The organism is Sorangium sp. So ce426 (assembly GCF_051475585.1).
GTDB classification, from domain to species: Bacteria; Myxococcota_A; Polyangia; order Polyangiales; family Polyangiaceae; genus Sorangium; species Sorangium cellulosum_B.
The window spans coordinates 504,898-524,961 of the sequence record NZ_CP150341.1 but is presented as its reverse complement, the minus strand read 5'-3'; the positions used below and the strand labels follow the sequence as shown (position 1 = coordinate 524,961).

General features: G+C 73.2%; 15 protein-coding genes and 2 tRNA genes. 8 read left to right on the top strand and 9 right to left on the bottom strand.

Annotated elements, in window-relative coordinates; genetic code table 11:
- The first annotated feature begins 64 nt into the window (after window positions 1–64).
- Both argB and WMF44_RS01985 read left to right on the top strand, forming a co-directional pair.
- A complete protein-coding gene (gene argB, locus WMF44_RS01990; RefSeq protein WP_437297428.1) occupies window positions 65–919 on the top strand; it encodes an acetylglutamate kinase in 855 nt (284 codons plus the stop codon).
- A gap of 79 nt (window positions 920–998) precedes the next feature.
- The gene (locus tag WMF44_RS01985; RefSeq protein ID WP_437297427.1) at window positions 999–1,484 is read left to right on the top strand and encodes a hypothetical protein; all 486 of its coding nucleotides are present in this window, start codon (window positions 999–1,001) and stop codon (window positions 1,482–1,484) included.
- Here the strand turns inward: WMF44_RS01985 and WMF44_RS01980 are convergent.
- On the bottom strand, window positions 1,427–1,708 hold the full coding sequence (locus tag WMF44_RS01980; RefSeq protein WP_437297426.1) for a hypothetical protein: 282 nt from the start codon (window positions 1,706–1,708) through the stop codon (window positions 1,427–1,429). The genes WMF44_RS01985 and WMF44_RS01980 overlap by 58 nt on opposite strands.
- Window positions 1,709–1,902: 194 nt before the next feature.
- On the opposite strand from WMF44_RS01980, the gene WMF44_RS01975 reads away from it, so the two are divergent.
- A complete protein-coding gene (locus WMF44_RS01975) occupies window positions 1,903–4,068 on the top strand; it encodes a hypothetical protein (RefSeq protein WP_437297425.1) in 2,166 nt (721 codons plus the stop codon).
- Window positions 4,069–4,236: 168 nt separating this feature from the next.
- Window positions 4,237–4,309 (top strand) — tRNA-Ala (locus tag WMF44_RS01970).
- Between the two features lie 471 nt (window positions 4,310–4,780).
- On the opposite strand, the gene rd is transcribed toward WMF44_RS01970, so the two are convergent.
- Both rd and WMF44_RS01960 read right to left on the bottom strand, forming a co-directional pair.
- Window positions 4,781–4,945 carry a rubredoxin gene (rd, locus tag WMF44_RS01965; RefSeq protein WP_012232973.1) on the bottom strand — a complete coding sequence of 55 codons (165 nt, stop codon included), beginning with the start codon at window positions 4,943–4,945 and terminating at the stop codon, window positions 4,781–4,783.
- Window positions 4,946–5,104: 159 nt separating this feature from the next.
- A complete protein-coding gene (locus WMF44_RS01960) occupies window positions 5,105–5,944 on the bottom strand; it encodes an SDR family NAD(P)-dependent oxidoreductase (protein WP_437297424.1) in 840 nt (279 codons plus the stop codon).
- 507 nt (window positions 5,945–6,451) lie between these two features.
- Between WMF44_RS01960 and WMF44_RS01955 the strand changes: the two genes are divergently transcribed.
- From WMF44_RS01955 to WMF44_RS01945, 3 genes are all read left to right on the top strand, one after another.
- Window positions 6,452–7,570, top strand: coding sequence for a cytochrome-c peroxidase (locus tag WMF44_RS01955; RefSeq protein ID WP_437297423.1), 1,119 nt, complete (start codon window positions 6,452–6,454; stop codon window positions 7,568–7,570).
- A gap of 81 nt (window positions 7,571–7,651) precedes the next feature.
- The gene (locus WMF44_RS01950; protein ID WP_437297422.1) at window positions 7,652–11,236 is read left to right on the top strand and encodes an AAA family ATPase; all 3,585 of its coding nucleotides are present in this window, start codon (window positions 7,652–7,654) and stop codon (window positions 11,234–11,236) included.
- Between the two features lie 26 nt (window positions 11,237–11,262).
- On the top strand, window positions 11,263–14,916 hold the full coding sequence (locus tag WMF44_RS01945; RefSeq protein WP_437297421.1) for an AAA family ATPase: 3,654 nt from the start codon (window positions 11,263–11,265) through the stop codon (window positions 14,914–14,916).
- 54 nt (window positions 14,917–14,970) lie between these two features.
- Here the strand turns inward: WMF44_RS01945 and WMF44_RS01940 are convergent, their stop codons facing one another.
- Together WMF44_RS01940 and WMF44_RS01935 are read right to left on the bottom strand one after the other, a co-directional pair.
- Window positions 14,971–15,438 (bottom strand): hypothetical protein, encoded by a 468-nt coding sequence (locus tag WMF44_RS01940; RefSeq protein WP_437297420.1) that lies wholly within the window; start codon window positions 15,436–15,438, stop codon window positions 14,971–14,973.
- Window positions 15,435–15,797: a c-type cytochrome gene (locus WMF44_RS01935; RefSeq protein ID WP_437297419.1), complete on the bottom strand. Its 363-nt coding sequence runs from the start codon at window positions 15,795–15,797 to the stop codon at window positions 15,435–15,437. The genes WMF44_RS01940 and WMF44_RS01935 overlap by 4 nt, the downstream gene beginning before the upstream one ends.
- A 442-nt stretch (window positions 15,798–16,239) precedes the next feature.
- On the opposite strand from WMF44_RS01935, the gene WMF44_RS01930 reads away from it, so the two are divergent.
- Complete coding sequence (locus WMF44_RS01930) at window positions 16,240–16,650, top strand: SET domain-containing protein (RefSeq protein ID WP_437297418.1); 411 nt, start codon at window positions 16,240–16,242, stop codon at window positions 16,648–16,650.
- A 172-nt stretch (window positions 16,651–16,822) separates the two neighbouring features.
- Here WMF44_RS01930 and WMF44_RS01925 read toward each other — a convergent pair.
- From WMF44_RS01925 to cysT, 4 genes are all read right to left on the bottom strand, one after another.
- Window positions 16,823–16,894, bottom strand: a tRNA-Cys gene (locus tag WMF44_RS01925).
- A 289-nt stretch (window positions 16,895–17,183) separates the two neighbouring features.
- Complete coding sequence (locus WMF44_RS01920) at window positions 17,184–17,984, bottom strand: hypothetical protein (protein ID WP_437297417.1); 801 nt, start codon at window positions 17,982–17,984, stop codon at window positions 17,184–17,186.
- A 265-nt stretch (window positions 17,985–18,249) separates the two neighbouring features.
- Window positions 18,250–19,155: a sulfate ABC transporter permease subunit CysW gene (cysW, locus tag WMF44_RS01915; RefSeq protein ID WP_437297416.1), complete on the bottom strand. Its 906-nt coding sequence runs from the start codon at window positions 19,153–19,155 to the stop codon at window positions 18,250–18,252.
- The gene (gene cysT, locus WMF44_RS01910; protein WP_437297415.1) at window positions 19,155–20,057 is read right to left on the bottom strand and encodes a sulfate ABC transporter permease subunit CysT; all 903 of its coding nucleotides are present in this window, start codon (window positions 20,055–20,057) and stop codon (window positions 19,155–19,157) included. Before cysT ends, cysW begins: the two co-directional genes overlap by 1 nt.
- Window positions 20,058–20,064: the final 7 nt, after the last annotated feature.

The following is a 20,064-nucleotide window of genomic DNA, read 5'->3' as shown; positions in this document are numbered from 1 at the left end:
CCCCCCGCGCGCCGGCGACCTCTGCCCTGGCCGCAGCAGAAGTGGTACGTGTGCCCCTCATGAAATGTCCCAGAGCAGCGCGGAGGCACCCGTGACCACGGCGACGGGTCCGCTCGTCATCAAGCTCGGCGGCGAGGTCGTGGGCGGCCCCGCCCTCGCCATCCTCTCCAGCGACCTCGCGGCGCTCACCCGCGCGGGCGCGCGCGCGATCGTCGTCCACGGCGGGGGCGCGCAGGCCACCCGGCTGCAGGAGCGCCTCGGCATCCCCGTCCGGCAGGTCGCCGGTCAGCGCGTCACCGACGCGGACACGCTCGACGTCATGAAGATGGTCGTCGCGGGCAAGCTCAACGTCGACCTCTGCGCCGCGCTCGTCGCCGCGGGCGCGAGGCCGGTGGGGCTCCACGGCGCGAGCGGGCCCGCCCTCTCGGCGGTCAAGCGGCCGCCGCAGGTCTACGCCGGCGCCGGGCCCGAGCCGGTGGACCTCGGCCTCGTCGGCGACATCACGGGCGTCGATCGCGGGCTGCTCGAGCTGCTCGGGAGCGGCGGCTACTTGCCCGTCCTCGCCTGCCTCGGGGCCGGCGCGGACGGGCAGGCGTACAACATCAACGCCGACACGGTCGCCAACCGGGTCGCCATCGAGCTCGGCGCTGCGGGGCTCTTCCTCGTCAGCGACGTGCCGGGCGTGCTGCGCGACGTCGCCGATCCCGCCTCGCGCATCCCGAGCCTCACGGTCGCCGAGGGGCGCGCCCTCATCGCGAGCGGCGCCGTCACGCGCGGGATGATCCCGAAGCTCGAGGAGTCGTTCGCCGCGCTCGCCGAAGGGGTCCGCCGCATCCACGTCCTGGGGCGGCTCAAGCCGGGCGATCTCGCGCGCGAGGCGAGCGAGCCCGGCTCGATCGGCACCGTGCTCGTCCCCTGAGCTTCTGGGCCCACCTCGCCCGAGCCGGCCCCGCGCCGTATGCTCCCCGCCTCACCGCCGTATGTTACCCGCCTCATCGATGACGGATGCCGCCCGAGCAGCGCGTGCGTTCGTCGACGCGCACCGCGAGCAGCTCGCCATCGGCGTGGGCGTGTGCCTCGCCAGCTTCGTCGCGGGCATGGCGCTCGTTACTGTCGTGCTCGTCCGGTTGCCCGCGGACTACCTGGAGAGGCAGGAGGAGGCGCCCTTCCTGGAGGGGCGTCCGGCCTGGGTGCGCATGGCGGCGCGCGTCGGAAAGAACCTGCTCGGCGTGATGGCCGTCGCGCTCGGGATCCTGCTGTCGCTGCCCGGCATCCCCGGTCCGGGCGCGCTGGTGATCCTGATCGGCGTGATGCTCCTCGACGTCCCCGGCAAGCGGCGCCTGGAGCGGCGGCTCCTCGGCGCGCCGCGGGTGCGCGCCGTCGCCGACCGCGTGCGCGCCCGCTTCGGCCGCCCTCCGCTGCGCGTTCAGGCTGGCGCCCGCGGCTCTTCACCCGGCTCACCCGGCTCACCCGGCGCGCCCTGAGCGCCGCGGGCGCCCTGCGCGGGCGCCGCCGGCCTTCCCTTCGGGGCCGCGGCGCGCCGCCGGAGGTGCCACCCGAAGAGCGCCGCGGCGAGCGCGAGCGAAAGCCCCGCCGAGATCCACTCGCGCGGCGCGAGCAGGATGCAGCCGGCCACGAAGGCGCAGCTCGCGAGCGCGAGGCGCTCTTCAGCGTCAGGCGCGTCGGGCGCGTTGGACATGGAGCGCACGTCGCCCTCCTCGTTACCGTCCCGCGCCGCGCGCATCAAGCGCGCCGTGCGGTCGCGATCCTGCCCACAGGGCGCGACCCGGCGCGCTCGCACGTCGCGCCCCTGGTCGCCTCGTGCGGCGCCCGCGCGGTTGCGGTAGGTAGGGGATGGAAACGGCGAGCGCTCCGCTCGCGCAGCATCGATCTCGACGCCTTATGAACGCAAAAGACGATCGCGACGAGGGTGGGCCCGAGGGCGCGCTCCGGAACGAGGACCCCGGCGAGAGCCGCGAAGCAGGCCCGGAGGCCGCCGCCGCGAGGGGCTCCGGCGCGGGCGAGGGCGCGCGCGCGGACGACGGCGCAGCGCGCGCGGGCGACGGCGCAGCGCGCGCGGCGCAGCGCGACGCGGCCGCCGAGGACGACGGCGCCGCGGAAGGCGAGCACGACGAGGAAGACGGCGCGGCGCCGGAGCCGCCTCCGCGGCCGCGCGGGCCCTCGATGTGGGACATCCTCCGGGACAGCTTCTTCACGTTCGACCGGCGGACGCTCGGCTTCACGCGCATCCTGCTCGGCTTCTTCCTGATCGGCGACCTGTTCCGCCGCAGCTGGGCGTGGTCCGACATGTTCGCGGACATCGGCGTCCTGCCGAACCACGTGAACCTCTGGCGCCCGCAGGGCGGCGGGAACTTCTCGCTCGTCAACGCCTTCTCCACGCCGGGCGAGCTCTGGGTCCTCTGGGCCGTGATCTTCGCCACCTACGTCTGCCTGCTCATCGGCTGGAAGACGAAGCTCATGCAGGTGCTCTCGCTCGTGTTCGTCACGAGCATGAACGGGCGCGTCCTGCTCATCGAGAACGGCGGCTACGTCGTCCACAACCTGCTGCTGCTCTGGACGTGCTTCCTGCCGATGGGCGATCGCTTCTCCGTCGACGCGCTCCTCGCGTCGCTGAAGCGGAGCCGCGAGCGGACCGCGGACGATCTGAACGACCGCGCCACGCTCGACGACCCCCGGAAGCCGGACGCCTATGTGACCGTCCTCGGGCCCGTCCTGCTGATCCAGCTCTCGGCGATCTACTTCTTCAACGTGGTGCACAAGACCGGCCCCGCCTGGAAGAACGGGACCGCGGTCCACTTCGTTCTCTACGTCGACCGGATGGTGACGCCGATCGTGGCGGACATCCGCGACTACGCGCCGAAGTTCCTCATCCTGTTCATGACGAGGATGGTGATCTCGTTCGAGGCGGCCATCCCGGTGTGCCTGCTGTCGCCCCTCGGCCGGGTGTGGGCGCGGCGGCTCACGCTCGTGATGATGAACCTGCTCCACGTCGGGTTCGGCACGACGTTCGTGCTGGGCCCGTTCGCGTGGGCGCTCTGCGTGTTCTCCACGCTCCTCATCAGCCGCGAGGACTGGGAGATCGCCGCGCGCACGATGCGGCGCGTGCACCGGGCCCGCGTGGTGCTGTTCGATCCGCGGTCGCCGGGCGCCGTGCTCGCCTGCCGCATGCTGAAGCGGATGGACCGGTTCGGCCTGCTCACCTTCGAGGCGTCGAGCTCCGCGCCCTTCGGGCTCGCGGCGCGGCGTCCTGGCGGCGAGGCGGCCGAAGGGGCGGCGGCGCTCGCCGACATCGTCGCGGCGATCCCGCTCGGCCCCACGGTGGCGTGGGTGCTCCGCCTGCCGCTCGTGCGCGACGCGGCGACCGCGGCGATGGCGGCGGCGCACCGCCGCAGCCTGGGCCGGGCGCTCGGCGCGCGGCTCCCGGAGCGCTCCGAGATCGCGCCCCCGCCGGCGCCGCTCCGGCTGGCGGGCCGGAAGGTGCTCGCGACGTTCCGCGAGCTCGCCGTGCTCGTGATGTTCGTCGGCGCGGTCAACCAGGCGGCGGTCGAGCTCTGGGTCATCAAGAACCGCTGGAAGGTGCCTCACCCCGAGCCGACGCGTGTCCTGTCGCAGAAGCTCCGGTTCCTCCAGGGCTGGTTCATGTTCTCACCGAACCCCGTGATGGACGACGGGACGATCGTCGTCGACGCCATCACGGTCGACGGCCGCCACATCAACCCCTTCACCGGCGAGCCGCCGAACTTCGACCTCCTGCACGCGAAGAGCTTCGCGTACACCCAGATCTGGTGCGACTACTTCGCCCGCATCAAGCTGCCGGCGAACACCGCGTACCGGGACGCGATGAAGGAGTACATCTACCGCTACCCCGAGCGCACGGGCCGGCCCGAGGACGCGATCGTCTCCGGGGAGGTGTACTGGGTGAAGGACTGGAACCCCAAGTGGGGCAGCACGGAGAGCTACGGGGAGGAGCGCGAGAAGCTCTTCCTCTTCCAGAACCCGAAGGCCCAGGCGCGCGCGCAGGCGGAGCCGCCGAGCCTTGCCAACTAGGGCGCGGGGAACGCGGGGAACGCGGGGAACCAGGGGAAGCACGGCAAGCAGGGGGACCTGGTGGGGCGCCCAGGGTCCCCCCAACGACAGACAGGCGGCGGAGAGAAAACCGCGATCGATGCTTGACAGGAGCGTCCCGGCGAGTAGAGTCCGCGCTCTCGAAAGCGAGGGCCTGTAGCTCAGTTGGGAGAGCGCTAGAATCGCACTCTAGAGGTCGCAGGTTCGATCCCTGTCAGGTCCACCCTCGAAGCAGCTCAATCCTCTTTCTTAGCCGTTCTTCTTAATTCCACGCCATCGCCACGCTCTCGAAAGCGTGCGACCGCACCAGAAGCGGTCCGCCGAGAGCGTGCGCGCTCGCGCAGAAGCGTGGCCAGCGCCTGGATCGGGTGCGAGGTGACCGCGATGCGGCGCTCCCGTCAGTACGGGGGCCGCTCGCAGCGCGCTGCGCTGAGCACCCGCCGCAGGACGCTCGTCGACGTCGCCGTGTGCCCCGCAGCGCTTCCCGCGCGGCTGCGCCTGGCGCTCACCCCGCCGCGTGCGTCAGGCCGATCCGTGGGGGATGGGGTGAAGCGCCCCCCGGGACCGCGCGCGGCGCGAGTCCGAGGAGAGCACATCGGTGCGGGGAAACCGCGCAGCCGATGTGCTCACGCTGCCGGCGTCTCCGCGCCGCCTCTCGCGAGGCGCGCCGAGACGGCGCGGAGGCTCGGATCGATCACTCGTCGATCGGCTCGAAATCGGCCTTGGTCGCGCCGCACTCCGGGCACATCCAGGAGTCGGGCAGGTCCTCGAACGAGGTCCCGGGCGCGATGCCGGTGTCGGGGTCACCGACCCCCGGGTCATAGACGAATCCGCACACCAGACACCGATATTTCTTCATCCGTGGTCCTCCTCAGGAGCTCGACGAGCGGCGCAAGACGCTACCACGAGGGCGGACACGACCGCAGATGAACCGTCTGGTCCGCAGCTCTCGCCGCGGCGCCCAGGTCCTGCGCCTCGGCGCGCCGCCGCGGCGACCGTGGCCGCCGAGACGCGCGCCTCAGGGCGGCGCCGGAGCGTCGCGCACCGCGAGCTGCTTCTTCCGCAGCACGCGCGCGATCGGCCAGTAGGCGAGCCGGAGCAGCCACCGCGGGCAGAGGACGCCGAGGTGGATGACGAGCCACGCCACCGCCCCGGGCACCACGAGCGCGCGGCCGCGGTCCACCGCGCGGACCAGCGCGCGCGCGCAGCGCTCCGGGGAGATCGACAGGAGCGCGGGAGGCTCGAGGCCCGTGAAGTTGCCGGCCACCTCGTTGAACTCAGTCCGCACGGGCCCCGGACAGACCTGCGTCACCCGCACGCCGGAGCCGGCGAGGTCGAGGCGGAGCGCTTCGGTAAAGCTCGTGACGAAGTGCTTCGTGCCGACGTACGACGCCATCCCGGGCCCGAACGTCAGCCCGAAGCCGGAGCTCACGTTCGCGATCGCGCCGCGCCCGCGCGACACCATCGGGCCGACGAGCCGGTGCGTGAGGTACGCGAGGCTCGTCACGTTCAGCGCGATCATCTGCTCGGTGCGCGACCACGCGGAGAGATCGAACACGCCGATGTCGCCGAAGCCGGCGTTGTTGACGAGGACGTCGACCCCCCCGACCTCGGCCTCGACGGAGAGCAGCATCGCGTCGACCGCCGCCCGATCGGTGACATCGCAGCCGAAGGCGAGCACGGCGAGCGCCGGGCGCGCCGCGGCGAGCTCGGCCCGCAGCGCCTCCAGGCGATCCTTGCGGCGCGCGACCAGCACGAGCGCCCGGGCGCGCCGGGCGATCTCGTGCGCCAGCGCGCGGCCGATGCCCGACGACGCGCCGGTGATGAGCACGACCCCGCTGTCGATCGGCGATTGCACGGCCGAAAGGGTTGCCCGGCGCCCCCCGGGCGCGCAAGGGCCCCTCGCCGGTCGGCCTCGCATCGTCCCCGCTCCCGCCTCCCGCGCTTCCGCCCTCCGGCGTTTCCGCGCTCCCGCGCTTCCGCCCTCCGGCGTTTCCGCGCCCCCACGCTTCCGCCCTCCGGCGTTTCCGCGCTCCCACGCTTCCGCTCTACCGCAGCTCGCCCGCTACACCCCGCAGGCCGCGCGAGCGCGCCGCGCACCACCTCGGAGAAATCGGGCGAAACGGAGAAGCGCACCTCGGAGGAGATAGGCGCGCAGGAGGCACCTCGACATCCATTGCGCTACCTTCGAGACCGCGAGTCGCAACCGGCCGGTAACACCCATCACCCGGGGGCGCCCCCCGCGACCGCCGCCAGCACCGCGCCTTGGCCGGCGAGCGGGCCGGCGGCGCGGCCGCGCCGCGCGTTGACGTCCACGGCGGCTCTCTCATACCGTGGACGGCGTCCTCACGAGCCAGGAGACCTCATGCGTTGGCCCTCATCTCTCATCAGTGTGCTCTTCATCGCCGCCGGGCTGGGCGCCTGCGAACGATCCGCGGACTACGAGCACAAGGCCCCCCCGGCCTCGAACACGGCGAAGCCCGGCGCGACCGCCGCGGCGACAAGCGACGTGAAGCCGCTCGTCTTCGATCCGAAGGACGTCAAGTCCTTCCAGGTCCTGCCCGCAAAATTCGAGACGGACAAGAACACGATCACCGATGACAAGGTGACCCTGGGAAGGATGCTGTGGTACGAGACGCGCCTCTCGAAGAACCACGATATCTCCTGCAACTCGTGTCATGGCCTCTCGACCTACGGCGTCGACAACAAGCAGTTCTCCTCCGGGCACAAGGGCCAGCTCGGCGGCCGCAACTCGCCCTCTGCGTACAACGCGGGCCCCCACATCGCCCAGTTCTGGGACGGCCGGGCGGCCACCCTCGAGGATCAGGCCAAAGGGCCTATCCTGAACCCCGTCGAGATGGCCATGCCGGACGAGAAGCGGGTCATCACGACGCTCAAGTCGATCCCCGACTACGTGAAGCTCTTCAAGGCGGCCTTCCCCGACGACAAGGAGCCGATCACCTACGACAACATGGCCAAGGCGATCGGCGCGTTCGAGCGCGGCCTTGTCACGCCGTCGCGCTTCGACAAGTTCCTGGGCGGCGACGACAAGGCCCTTACCGCCGAGGAGAAGGCCGGGTTCCACAAGTTCATCTCCCTCGGGTGCCCGACCTGCCACACGGGCGTCGCCGTCGGCGGCTCGACGTTCCAGAAGCTCGGCCTCGTGAAGGAGTTCCCCGGCCTCAAGGACAACGGGCGCTTCGACCACACGAAGGACGAGAAGGACAAGTTCTTCTTCCGCGTCCCGAGCCTCAGGAACGTCGAGAAGACCTTCCCGTACTTCCACGACGGCTCGATCGCGACGCTCGACGAGACGGTGACCAAGATGGCGTGGCACCAGCTCGGCGTGGAGGCCAAGCCCGAAGAGGTGAAGGCGATCGTCGCGTTCCTCAAGGCGCTCACCGGCGATCTCCCGACCGACTACATCAAGCAGCCCGAGCTGCCCAAGAGCGGGCCGACCACGCCCAAGGCCGACCCGACGTGAGCGAATCACGCGGATCACGCTGATTACGCTGATCACCAGATTGCGCCGGGAGGGCGGATCGGCTCTGATCCGCCCTCTCGGATGAGCACGAGCTCCAGCGACGACGGGCGATCCGCGCCCGCTCCAGAGGACGGAGCGGGCGCGTCCGCGGAAGGGGCCCGCGACGCGAGCGAGGGGCGCACCGCGAGGGCGCTCGTCTTCGTGCGCGAGCGCTTCGACGGCGCGTGCCTCGCCTTCCCCGTCGCGGCGCCGGGCGTCGCGAGCTTCGGCCGCGACGAGGACGTCCTCGTCGAGCAGCAGCTCTTCCTGCGCGAGCACGCCGCGCGCGCCCGGCCCGAGGCGGTCTCCCGACTCTCGTTCCCGCGAGGGACAGGGCTCCTCTCCGTGAGCGTCCCCGTCCCGCGCGACGACTTGCCGCGCAAGCTGCGGAACGAGGTGCCGGTGAGCTTCCCCTGCGTCGTCGTGCCGGCCGGCGAGCTGGACGCGCGCGGGCAGACGGAGGCGCCGGCGGAGCGAGGGGATCGCGACGCGTGGGTGCTCGTGCCGAGCCTCGGGCACGCGTTCTACGTGGAGGCGGGGGAGCCGATCGAGGCGGCGATCCGGCACGAGGTGCGCCGGCTGCTCGCGTCGCAGGTCCTGTCGACGTGGGAGCACCTGGGGCTCCTGCCCGGGAGCGCGCACCGCCTGGAGGTGCTCCACGCGCCGCTGCCCGAGCCCGAGCGCGCGGGCGGGCACGGGCCGCGCGGCGCCTCGATCGTGGAGCGCGCGCGGCGGAAGAAGGCCGTGGAGACGCTCGTCGCGGTGGCGACGCCGCTCCACGTGGCGGCGCAGCGGAGCCCGCTCGCGACGCCGCCGCTCGCCTGCCGCGACGCGGAGCTCGCGCGCCTCGCGGCGCTGCTCGACGGCGAGGAGCGCCTCGGCGTGCTGCTCGTGGGCCCGGAGCACGCCGGGAAGACCGCGCTCGCGCTTTCGTATGTCGCCCGCCAGACGCGGCTCGTCTACGCGACGTCGGGCGCGCAGCTCATCGCGGGCATGAGCGGGCTCGGGCAGTGGCAGGAGCGCATCCACGGCGTGATGGAGGCCGCCGCCGCGCTCGACGCGGTGCTCTACTTCGAGAACCTCGACGACCTCCTGGCCGAGCGCGTCGACGGGGGGCACGTGGACCTGGCCGGCGCGATGCGGCCCTACCTCGACGAGGGGCGGGTGCGCGTCCTGTGCGAGCTCCGGGACGACCGGCTCGACGCGCTCGAGGGGCGGCACTGGGCGTTCTTCGCGGGCCTGAGCCGCGTCCGGATCGATCCGCTCTCGGCCGCCGATACGCGGAAGGCGCTCGCCGCGCGCGCCGAGCGCGACGGCCGCGTCGAGCCGCACCGCCCCGCTGTCGCGGGCGACGCGCTGACGGCGCTCGTCGATCTCGCGGAGCGCTACCTGCCGTACAGCGCCTTCCCGGGCAAGGCGGTCCGCCTCTACGAGGACCTGCGCGCCGTGCACGAGCGGGAGCGGACCGCGCAGGGGGAGCCGGTCACGCTCGGGCGGAGCGATCTCTACGAGCTGTTCTCGATGCGCACGGGGATGCCGGCGTTCCTGCTGCGCGACGATCTCCCGCTCCGCGTCGACCGCGTGGCGCGCGACCTCGGCGCGAGCGTGGTCGGGCAGGAGCGCGCGGTGCGCGCGCTCGCCGAGACGATCGCCGTGGTGAAGGCGGGGCTCTCGCCGCCGGACAAGCCGCTCGCGGCGTTCCTCTTCGTGGGGCCGACGGGCGTCGGCAAGACCGAGCTCGCCCGCGCGCTCGCCGGGCTGCTCTTCGGCTCGCCCGATCGGCTCTCGCGGTTCGACATGAGCGAGTTCTCGAGCGAGGGCGCGGCCGATCGCCTGATCCGCGGGACCGACGGCGCGGGCGGGCTGCTCACGCAGCGCGTGCGCGAGCAGCCGTTCTGCGTGCTCCTGCTCGACGAGATCGAGAAGGCCCACCGGGCCGTGTTCGATCTCCTGCTGCAGGTGCTCGGCGAGGGGCGCCTGTCCGACGCGCGCGGCAGGACGGCGTACTTCCACAACGCGATCGTGATCATGACGTCGAACCTCGGCGCGGCGGAGCGGCGCGCGCGGGCGGGGTTCGCCGGCGAGCGAGGCGCCGAGGCCCCGGAGGAGCAGGCCGCGCTGGACGAGGCGCACTACCAGCGCGTCGTCGCGGGCGCGTTCCGGCAGGAGTTCGTGAACCGCATCGATCGCGTGGTGCCGTTCCGGGCGCTGACCCGGGCGGAGCTCGCCGAGGTCGCGCGCCTCACGGCGCAGCGCCTCGCCCAGCGCCGCGGGCTGTCCGAGGCGGGCGTCGCGCTCGAGGTGTCGGAGCGCGCGCTCGCGCGGCTCGCCGAGGACGGCCACGCGCCGGCGTACGGGGCGCGGGCGCTGCGGCGCCACGTCGAGGAGCACCTCGCGGCGCCGCTCGCGCGGCTGCTCGCGAAGCTCGGGGGCGACGCGCGGGATCTCACGGTGTGGGTGACCGAGGCGGGCGAGCCGGAAGCGGCGGCGCCCGCCGACGGCGCCGTCGTCGCCCGCGCCGAGACGCCAGCGCTCCGCCTCGCGGCGCGGCGGCGGCGCGCGGCGAAGGCCGCGCAGCAGGCGTTCGGCGTCGAGCAGGTCGGCGAGCTCCGGCGCGAGGTGGACCGGTGGATGGGCCTCGGGCCGCTCGAGCAGCTCAGGGAGCAGCTCGACTTCCTGCTGACGCAGCTGAGCCTCGCGAGCGGGCCGTCGCGCGATCGGCGCAAGGAGATCGACGCCGCGGCGCTGCAGGCCGAGCACCACCGGCTGAGCGAGCTCTGGGGGCAGCTCGAGCGCGCGCAGGAGGAGATGCACGGCGTCGAGGAGCTCGCCCTGATGGCGCTGCTCGAGGGCGAGGAGGTGCGCGGGCTCGCGGGCGAGGCGCGCGCGGCGTGGGAGGGCGTGCGCAAGGTGCTGCCCCGCGCGCTCGTCGCGACCGAGTCGCGGCGCGACGCGATCACGCTGATCCTGGAGGAGCTCGACGCGGGGGCGTTCGAGCGGTGGCTCGCGCCGCTCCTCAAGGAGCTCCCGCGGCGCGGGTGGGGCGCGACGCTGCACATCGACGGCGACCGGGCCGGGCCCGGCGACGGCGCGTGGCCCGCGAGCCGGCGGTGGGGCCCGCCGCGCGCTCCGGGCGACGTGCTGGACGCGCTCGACGAGCCGAAGCGCGGGTTCCGGAGCGTGCTCCTCCGCTGCACCGGCGCGTACGCCGGGGCGTTCCTCTCGCTGGAGCGGGGGCTCCACCGGGTGGTCGCGCGCAAGCGGGACGCGGGCGAGGCGCCTGGCGATGATCGGCTGCACGTGTTCGTGCACTTCGTCGCGCACGCGGCCGACATCGCCGAGGACCAGTGGGAGCACAGGTCGCTCGCCCCGCCGCCCGCGGGCTCGGCCGCGGCGCGGCGGCGCGGGGCGGCCGCGCGCGAGCTCGACGAGGTCGAGGGCGCGGCGCTGATCGCGGGGCGCAGGGCGCGGCTCGCGATGGATCCGGCGTGGTACTGGGAGCGGCTCGACGAGGTCGCGCTGACGCACCTGCTCCTGTTCGAGGACGAGGGGAGCGGGCTGGATCGGAGCGAGTACTTCAGCGCGGGCGGGGACGGCCCGGCGCTGGATGATTTGCCCGACGCCTGACCTGGCAGAGCCACTACCCTGAGGCCGTGCACTTCACGATCCCGCTCTTCGAACGGCGGACAACGAACGTCGAGTGCGTGACGCTCGGCCTCGGCCCGAGCACGCGCTCGCGGGAGGGGCGGCACGCGGAGCGCGTCCGGCGCCTGCTCACCGAGGAGCTCAGGCCCGTCTTCGAGAAGGCGCGCGCGGCCGAGCTCGCGCGCCTCGAGTTCCCCCGCGGCATCCGGCTCGAGAAGGTGCGCCTCGAGCTCACGCTCTCCGGCGCCGCCGAGCGGCGCAAGGTGAGCGGGCTCTGCCCCGTCGTGCTCGAGCCGCGCTGGGCCTCGGAGCACGAGCGCGTCGTCTTCGCCTACCACCCCGCCCGCCAGGGCGAGGCCGCGCCGATCCGCGAGGATCTCCCGCTGGACGAGCAGCTCCGCGCGCTGTTCCAGGTCGCGTGGGCCGCGCTCGACGACGACGAGATCGCGCGGCTCTGGAGCCGGGGCAAGGAGCGCATCACGGCGCTGTCGTTCTCGTGCGCCCCGCGCTCGGCGCTCGCGGACCTGCCGGAGCGCCCGGGCGACGACGACACCGGCGCCGATCCGGCGTTCCGCTGGAAGAAGCGCCGGGGCCTCAAGGTCCTGCCGAGCCTCGGCGTGAGCCTCACGCAGCGCGCGGCCCAGGGCAACCTCGACGCAGGCGTACCGCGATCGCCGCAGCGCGAGCAGCTCGCCTTGCTGCTCGGCGCGGGCAGGGCGCAGCCCGTCGTCGTCGTCGGCCCGCCGGGGTGCGGCAAGACGACCTTGATCCACCGGGCGGTGCTCGATCTCCTCGCGGCCGACGGGTACGGCGCGCACAAGAACCTCGACCGCGTCCGCGACGTTTTCGCCGTGAGCGGCCGCAGGCTCATCGCCGGGATGAGCCACCTCGGCGACTGGGAGAAGCGGTGCGTCGAGCTCGTCGAGGACGCGCGCAGCCGCGGCGCGATCCTCGTCATCGACGACCTCCACCACTTCGGCCGGATCGGCAGGTCGCGCGAGAGCGAGCGCTCGCTCGCCGACTTCTTCCGCGGCCCGCTCTCCCGCCGCGAGATCGTGATGGTCGGCGAGTGTTCCCCCGAGGCGTTCCGCCTCCTCGAGCAGGAGTCCCCGTCGTTCGCGGCCCTGTTCACGCCGCTCTTCCTCCCCGAGGCGACGCCCTCCGAGACGTTCCGCCTCATGGTGCGGGAGGTCCGCGCGCTCGAGCAACGCCACGCCGCCCGCGTGAGCCCGTACGTGCTGCGGACGATCCTCGACCTCGGCGGCTCGCTCCTCTCGTCGCAGGCGCTGCCGGGCAAGGCCATCGACCTCTTGCGCGAGGTCGTCCGCGCGGGCGCGACGCCCTCGCCCTCCGGGGAGCCGGGGCCGGCGCGCGGCCACGCGCCGCGGCCGATCGGCTCGCAGGACGTGCTGCGGCTCCTGTCGCAGAAGACAGGCGTACCGCGGCTCCTCCTCGGTGGCGACGAGCCGCTCGACGCCGGCGCGCTGGAGGAGGAGCTCGGCCGGCGGGTGATCGGCCAGCCGGAGGCCGTGCGCGCGGCGGCGGACCTCGTTGCGCGCATCAAGGCGGGCCTCGTGGATCCGCGGCGCCCGTACGGCGTGTACCTCTTCACCGGGCCGACGGGGACCGGCAAGACCGAGCTCGCCAGGTGCATGGCGGAGCTCATCTACGGCAGCGCGTCGCGCCTGCTCCGCTTCGACATGAGCGAGCAGAGCGGCCCGGACGCGCCGGCGCGGCTCGTCGGCGATCGCTACGCGCCCGACGGGCTCCTGACGCAGCGGGTGCGGGAGCAGCCGTTCTCGCTGGTGCTGCTCGACGAGATCGAGAAGGCGCACCCGTCGGTGCACGGCCTCTTGCTCCAGCTCTTCGAGGACGGGCGGCTCACGGACGCCGCGGCGAGGCCCGCGCACTTCCACCACGCGGTCGTGGTGATGACGTCCAACCTGGGCGCGCGGTCGCGGGCGCTGGTCGGCTTCGGCGGCGCGGGGCTCTCGGAGGCGCGGGCGCTCGCGATCGCGGAGGAGTCGGCCCAGGAGGTCGCGCGGGCGGTGCGCGATTTCTTCCCGCCGGAGCTGTTCAACCGGATCGATCGCGTCGTGCCGTTCCGGCCGCTGACGCCCGAGGTGGCGGTGCGGGTGGCCGAGAAGGAGCTCGATCGGCTGCTCGGCCGGCGCGGCCTCGCCGAGCGGAGCGTCTTCGTGCGCCGGGGCGCCGGCGTGGCCGAGCGGATCGCGCGCGAGGCGTTCGTGGCCGAGGACGGCGCCCGCTCGGTGAAGCGGTTCATCGAGGACGAGATCGGATCGCTGCTGAGCGACGCGCTCACCCGCGGCGCGCCCGCCGCGATGCAGGTGATCCGCATCTTCACGACCGCGCGCGGCGACGGCGCCGCCGCGGCGGGCGACGGCGCCGCGCCCCGCGGGTCGCCCGCGCCACCCGCGTCACCCGGGTCACTCGCGTCACCCGCGTTTGCGCTGCACCGCGAGGCGCTCGCGGAGGCCGAGCCCGCGGCCGCGGCGTGGGCCCTCGCGCCGCTCATGGCGAGGCCGCTCGGCGCGCTCACGGCGGAGCTCTCGCCGCTGCTCGAGTTCGTCGACGCGCTCGATCGGAGCGACGGCCTCGCGCGCCTCTCCGAGCGGATCTGCTACCACCTCGCGGAGCACGGCCGGACCGCCGCCGAGGGGCCCGAGGCGCACGGGCACGCGGAGGCGGTCTACAACCTCGACGCCATGCGCGGCGCGATCCAGGCGTTCCGCGAGCGGATCGACCTCGTCCGGCGGCGGAGCGGCGACGACGACGAGCAGCAGCACCTCGACCTGGAGGTGCGGCGGTTCGGCTACGTGACGGTCGAGGACGAGTGGAGCCGCTCCCGGGTGCGCCTGTTCCACCGGCGCCAGCTGCCGGGCCCGCTGCGCCGGCCGGCGAAGCAGGAGGTCCTGGAGTGCATCGCGGAGGGCCACGCGCTCCGGCGCGCCCTCCGCAAGGTGGACGAGCCGGGCCAGCACGCGGTCCTCATCGAGCTGCTCCGCGCGGCGCGCTTCGACGAGGGGCCGGCCGGCGCGCGCGACGAGCCCGAGGAGGGGCTCTTCGAGGCGCTCGCGCGCGCCTACGGCGAGGCAGGGGGCGAGGTGGAGGGGTGGGCGTGCGCGCCCCTCGGCAGCGCGTCCGACGGTGACGGGCGCGCCCGCGTTGTCGAGCAGGGCCGCGGGGCGGCGGGGCTCGAGGCGATGCTCGCCGCCCCCGGGCGCGGGGCGGAGCTCCTCGTCCTGAGCGTCGTGGGCCTGTGCGTGATGGACTTCTTCGAGCTCGAGACGGGCGCCCACGTCTGGACGTCGCTCTCGCGCGGCCCCGAGGTGGTGCGGGTGCGCGTCCTGCCGGCCCGGCCGGGCCTCTCGCCGGCGGGCGCGGTCCGGGAGCACATCGAGCGGCAGGCGGCGTTCGACGAGGCGGCGCGGCTCGGGCGCGCGCTCCCGCCGAACCCGGCCGAGCTCCTTCCGGTGGTGCGGCGGGTCCGGTTCGACCCGCCGCGCCGCCCGGGCGCGACCGCGCCGATCGAGATCGAGGACTACGTGATGGGATATGCCGAGTCGTCGCTGGTGCGGAGCCTGTCGCAGGCGCTGGCCCCGCTGTGGCTGCTCCGGATGAGCCGGGAGGACGTGGCGTGAGCCGGCGCCCCGGGCTGCTGCTCCGGGGATGCGCGGGCGACGGCGGACGGCCTCTCAGGGCAGCCGGAAGAGCGGGCGGCCGTACGTCATGAAGGGCCACGGGATGACGGCGAGGATGACGAGCAGCGTGATGAGGACGCCGATCGCCAGGCGCCGGTGCTGCGCGGTGGGGTCCGGGGCTCGCTTCGCCCGGGCCCAGGCGACGTGGGCGACCGCCACCGCCACGAGCATGGCGACGATGTGCTCGACGACGAAGAAGCGCAGCGCCGCGATGGGCATGGCGGCCTTCAGCGCGGCCAGCGACGTGGGCCTGAGCGGGCTGAGCGCGGTGTAGAGCAGGACGCCGAGGACGAACTGGGCGTTGAGCGAGCCGACGAACGCCGCGCCGACCTTGCGATCCGCCGCCGTCCACGGCCCCCGCTGGGCCCAGCCGCGGACCGACCGCGCGAGCGCCAGGAGCCCGAGCAGCAGGACGACCCAGCGCAGCCACGAGTGCGCGACGAGGACGAACGAATAGATCATGGACCTTGCTTTCCGGCCGCGGTGCCGGCCTCGATGATGTACTGCGCGATGTCGGCGAGATCCGACTCCCGGACGCCGCGGAAGCTGGGCATCGGGGGGACGTCGGTGCGCTTTCGCCCCGGGGTCACGGCCCAGCGGACGATGCCCGCGGGATCGGTCCTGTAAAGCCCTGCGATCTCGCTGAGCGGAGGGCCGACCAGCTTGGCGCTGGGGGCGTGGCACGCCGCGCAGAGGGTGGAGAACATGGCCTTGCCCTTCGCGGCCTGCGGCGAGAGCGCGACCGCCTCCTCGGCGGGGTCGGGCCTCTTGCACGCGGCCGCGAGCAGGAGCAGGGCGGCGAGGATGGGCGACCACTTCATGCGGGCGGGCCGGAACATAGCGCGCGCCGGCGCCGCGTGGGGCCGGCGTCGCGCCGCGGGGATCACCAGGGCGCCGCGGGCCCGGCCAGCCCGAGCTGGAGGCCGCGGCGCGGGGCGCCGAAGGAGCCGGGTCGCCTCGCGACGATCACTGCATCTTGAAGAGGTCCAGGATCCCCTGCTCGATCGCGGCCCGGTCCGGCACCGGCCGATCGCGACGAACGTCATGCGAGGCACGCTGTCCTGGAGCCAGCGGCCGGGCCCTTCGATCGTGATGGGCCGCGCTGCCGATAGGCACTCGACCACCGCCGCGCTCGCGGAACACCCACGCGCCTCACCGCTGCGGTCGAGCGTGATGTCCCGACGGCAGGTGGAGCAGCGCCCCCTGATGGGCGTGGCGATGTCCCACGATGGTGGGGCGTGATAGCGTCGGCGGCGCCCCGCCATGATCGACCAGGAAATCGACGCCCTCATCGCCGAGAACCAGTTCCATCCGAACGTCGTGTGGCGCCGCATCCCCGGGAAGGGCCGGGGCGTCTTCGCTCGCCGGTTCCTGCCGAAGGGCGCCGTCGTCGAGTGGGCCGCTGTCAGCTGCTTCCCGGCCTCGGATCTGAAGACCGAGGAGCACCGCGGCTGCCAGGCGCTCCATCACGTGTTCACGTGGGGAGAGGATCCCGGGCGGGAGAAGGCGTATGCGTGGGGGTTGCTCGCGCTCTACAACCACTCGACGACACCCAACGTCGAGATGGATGACGGTCCGGTGCCGGACTCGATGGCTGCCATCGCGCTCCGCGACATCCAGGCGGGCGAGGAGCTCTGCTTCGACTACGGCTATACCTGGTTCGATCCTCGCTGAGGCGAGGGCGCCAGCGCCGCGGCGACGGCCGTATCGCTCCGGCTCACCTCGGCGACACCGTCGCGCTGGCGACCGCCAGGCAGCCGCACCGGCGCTCCGCGCCCGCCTCTTGCGGCAGCGGCATCCAGGTCGACGCCTGGGCATCACACAGGCCGGACTGTCGTCGTTGCGGAGGTGAGGACGGGATTCGAACCCGCGTATAACGGTTTTGCAAACCGTTGCCTAACCACTTGGCTACCTCACCGACTGTTCGAAGCGGCGGGAGGTCATGCCTCATCTCTGCCCGGCTGTCAACGCCTTTGAGACCGCCGTCTACATTTACGCGGCCGAGCCGCCCCATCAGCCGCTTCAGCCGCGCGCTCCGCCGCGCTCGTTCTGTCGTCGTTCTGTCGTCGTTCTGTCGTCGTTCTGGCGTCGTTCTGGCGTCGTTCTGGCGTCGTTCCGGCTTCCAGCTCCCTCCGTCCCGATCCCGGAGCCGGCGGAGGGGGGCTCCGGCGCGTCCCCGCCGCAGCCCTCCAGAACACCCGCGCTGCTTACTGTTCGCGCCCGCTGCGCCGTGCCCTTCCCGCGCGCGGCACCCTCTCCCGCCCCCCAAGGGCTCGCCCGATGTAGCTGGCCGTGTAGACCGCCCGCCGCGTCGCCTGGAGCAGCCCGCGCGGCACGATCCCCTTCCCCGTCTGGAACGGGTTGAAGCGGAGGGCGCGCTGGTCGATGTCCACCGGCTCGTACAGCTCCATATCGGCCACTGCCATCCACCGCGCGCGCGAGCCCCCTCGCCTCACCTCGAGGCGCAGCAGCGCGAGCCCCGCCGCAGCGGCGCGCTCCAGCTTCTCCACGCGGTTGCCTTTCACCACCGCCGCGCGCAGCGGCACCAGGCGGAACTCCGCGCGACCGAAGCCGGCCACGTCGAACCGCGCCAGCGCGTAGTAGTCGTTGTCCAGGAAGTCGTGCCTCTTCGTCGTGAACAGGGCGAACGGGAGCAGCAAGAGTCGGCGCGCGCTCACGAAAATGAGGTCCTGATCGCCGGTGCTCGCGGCCGGCGTCACCTCTTCGCTGGTCCGGAAGCGCACCGCGACCCCCAGCACGTCCGGACGGCGCTCGCCCTTGCCGCCACGCCACCGCCACATCGCGCCCGAGAGCCGCACGAGCGCCGGCCCCGCCAGCCGCTGCGCCAGCGCGCCGACCTCGCCCTCCACCGCGAGCGCCTTCACCCCCGCGCAGTAGACCACGCCGTCGGGATGGAACAGCCTCGCTCTCCGGATGAAGCTGCCCCCCACGGCGATGGGAGACAGCGCTCCCCCGATCACACGCCCAACCGCTTCGAAGAACCGCATGGTGACCCCTCCCTCGAACCTGGAGCGCCTGGGGCCAATCGCAAGTTGGGCGCGACCCGACAGCGCCCCTCCCGCGGCGCTCACCCGCGTCGAAGCGTCGAGATCTGCTGTTCTCCGCGCGCCATCCGTCCTCCCGCGCAACGGCGATTCCAGGGAAGCGCCGTGTCCCCGGCGCTCCCTCTCGTGCCGCTCGTACCGAGTCCTCCAGCGGCCTTCTCCGTCGCACACTCCGTCCCGCGCGCGCGTCACCCCGCGAGCGCGCGCGTCACCCCGCGCCGGCCTTCGCCGCCGGGTCGATCGCCGGAGCGGCGTCTCGCTCCGCCCGGGACTCGATAAGGCGCTTCGCCACGAGCGTCAGGAGCGCGAGCAGGACGAGCAACGAGGCGACCGCGAACGCCGCCGAGAAGTGGAACTCGTTGTAGAGCACCTCGACGTGCAGCGGCATGGTGTTGGTCTGCCCCCGGATGTGCCCCGAGACGACCGACACCGCGCCGAACTCGCCCATCGCCCGCGCGTTGCAGAGCACCACGCCGTAGAGCAGGCCCCACTTCGCGTTGGGGAGGGTGATGCGGAAGAACATGCTCCACCCGCTCGCGCCGAGCGACAGCGCCGCGTGCTCCTCGTCGGCCCCCTGGCTCTCCAGGAAAGGGATGAGCTCGCGCGCGACGAACGGGAACGTCACGAACGTCGTCGCGAGGATGATCCCCGGACGGTCGAAGATGACCCGGAGGTCGTGCTCGATGAGCCAGGGGCCGAACACCCCTTGCGCCCCGAAGAGCAGGACGAAGATCATGCCGGAGATCACCGGCGAGACCGCGAACGGCAGATCGATGAGCGTGACGAGCAGGCTCTTTCCCGTGAACTCGAAGCGCGCGATCGCCCAGGCCGCGGCCACGCCGAAGACGAGGTTGAGCGGCACGGCGATGACCGCTGTCGTGAGCGTCAGCTCGATGGCGGCGATGGCGTCCGGCGCGGTGATCGCCCGCCAGTACCCCCCGAGGCCGTCCTTCAATGCCTCGATGAACACCGCCACGACCGGCAGGAAGAGGAAGAACCCGAGGAACGCGAGCGCCGCCGCCGTGAGCGCCCAACGCACCAGCGGGGGCTCGGACGTCGCGCCGCGCACCGCCCCGCGCGACCTGACCCGCAGCTTGCCGGCCGCGCCAGCCACTACGACGCGACCCCGGGCGTGGCCCCCGCGGGCCGATCGGACGCGGGCTTAGGCGCCTCGACAGGGCTCCGCGACGACACGCGCGCGCCGCTCCAGGACTGGAGTCGGTTGATCAGGAAGAGGAGCACGAAGGAGCAGAGAAGCATCACCATCGCGAGCGCCGTCGCGCCCGCGTAGTCGTACTGCTCGAGCTTGGTCATGATGACGAGCGGCGTGATCTCCGTCTTGAGGGGCATGTTCCCGGAGATGAACACGACCGACCCGTACTCGCCGAACGCCCTCGCGAACGACATCGCGAACCCGGTGAGGATCGATGGCCAGAGCGCGGGCAGGAGGATGCGACGGAAGATCTCGAAGCGGCCCGCGCCGAGCGACGCCGCCGCCTCTTCCTGGTCGACCTCGAGCTCCTCCATCACCGGCTGGACGGTCCGCACGACGAACGGGAGCCCCACGAAGGTGAGCGCGATGACGACGCCCAGGCGGCTGAACGCGCTCTGGATCCCGAGCGGGTACAGGAACCGACCGACCCACCCCTGCTGCGCATAGATGGCCGTGAGCGCGATGCCGCCGACCGCCGTCGGGAGCGCGAAGGGCAGGTCGACGAGCGCGTCGACGATCGACTTGCCCGGGAAGCTGTAACGGACGAGCACCCACGCCACGAGGACGCCGAAGACCGCGTTGATGCCCGCCGCGATGAGCGACGCGGCAAAGCTCATCTTCAACGAGGCGATGGCGCGCGGCGAGGTCACCACCGCCCAGATCTCGGCGGGCTGGAGCGTCGCCGTCTTGAGGAAGATCATCGACAGCGGGACGAGCACCAGCAGCGACAGGTACGTTACCGTAATCCCCATCGCCAGCCCGAAGCCGGGCAGAACGCTCTGTCGCCGCCAGAGGAGAGCCACGAAGTCT

What these genes read in the sequence shown, in the direction of transcription:
- argB (WP_437297428.1), top strand. Translation starts at nt 65, where the DNA reads ATGTCCCAGAGCAGCGCGGAGGCACCCGTGACCACGGCGACGGGTCCG.
- WMF44_RS01985 (WP_437297427.1), top strand. Translation starts at nt 999, where the DNA reads ATGACGGATGCCGCCCGAGCAGCGCGTGCGTTCGTCGACGCGCACCGC.
- WMF44_RS01975 (WP_437297425.1), top strand. Translation starts at nt 1,903, where the DNA reads ATGAACGCAAAAGACGATCGCGACGAGGGTGGGCCCGAGGGCGCGCTC.
- rd (WP_012232973.1), bottom strand. Translation starts at nt 4,945, where the DNA reads ATGAAGAAATATCGGTGTCTGGTGTGCGGATTCGTCTATGACCCGGGG.
- WMF44_RS01955 (WP_437297423.1), top strand. Translation starts at nt 6,452, where the DNA reads ATGCGTTGGCCCTCATCTCTCATCAGTGTGCTCTTCATCGCCGCCGGG.
- WMF44_RS01950 (WP_437297422.1), top strand. Translation starts at nt 7,652, where the DNA reads ATGAGCACGAGCTCCAGCGACGACGGGCGATCCGCGCCCGCTCCAGAG.
- WMF44_RS01940 (WP_437297420.1), bottom strand. Translation starts at nt 15,438, where the DNA reads ATGATCTATTCGTTCGTCCTCGTCGCGCACTCGTGGCTGCGCTGGGTC.
- WMF44_RS01935 (WP_437297419.1), bottom strand. Translation starts at nt 15,797, where the DNA reads ATGAAGTGGTCGCCCATCCTCGCCGCCCTGCTCCTGCTCGCGGCCGCG.
- WMF44_RS01930 (WP_437297418.1), top strand. Translation starts at nt 16,240, where the DNA reads ATGATCGACCAGGAAATCGACGCCCTCATCGCCGAGAACCAGTTCCAT.
- WMF44_RS01920 (WP_437297417.1), bottom strand. Translation starts at nt 17,984, where the DNA reads ATGCGGTTCTTCGAAGCGGTTGGGCGTGTGATCGGGGGAGCGCTGTCT.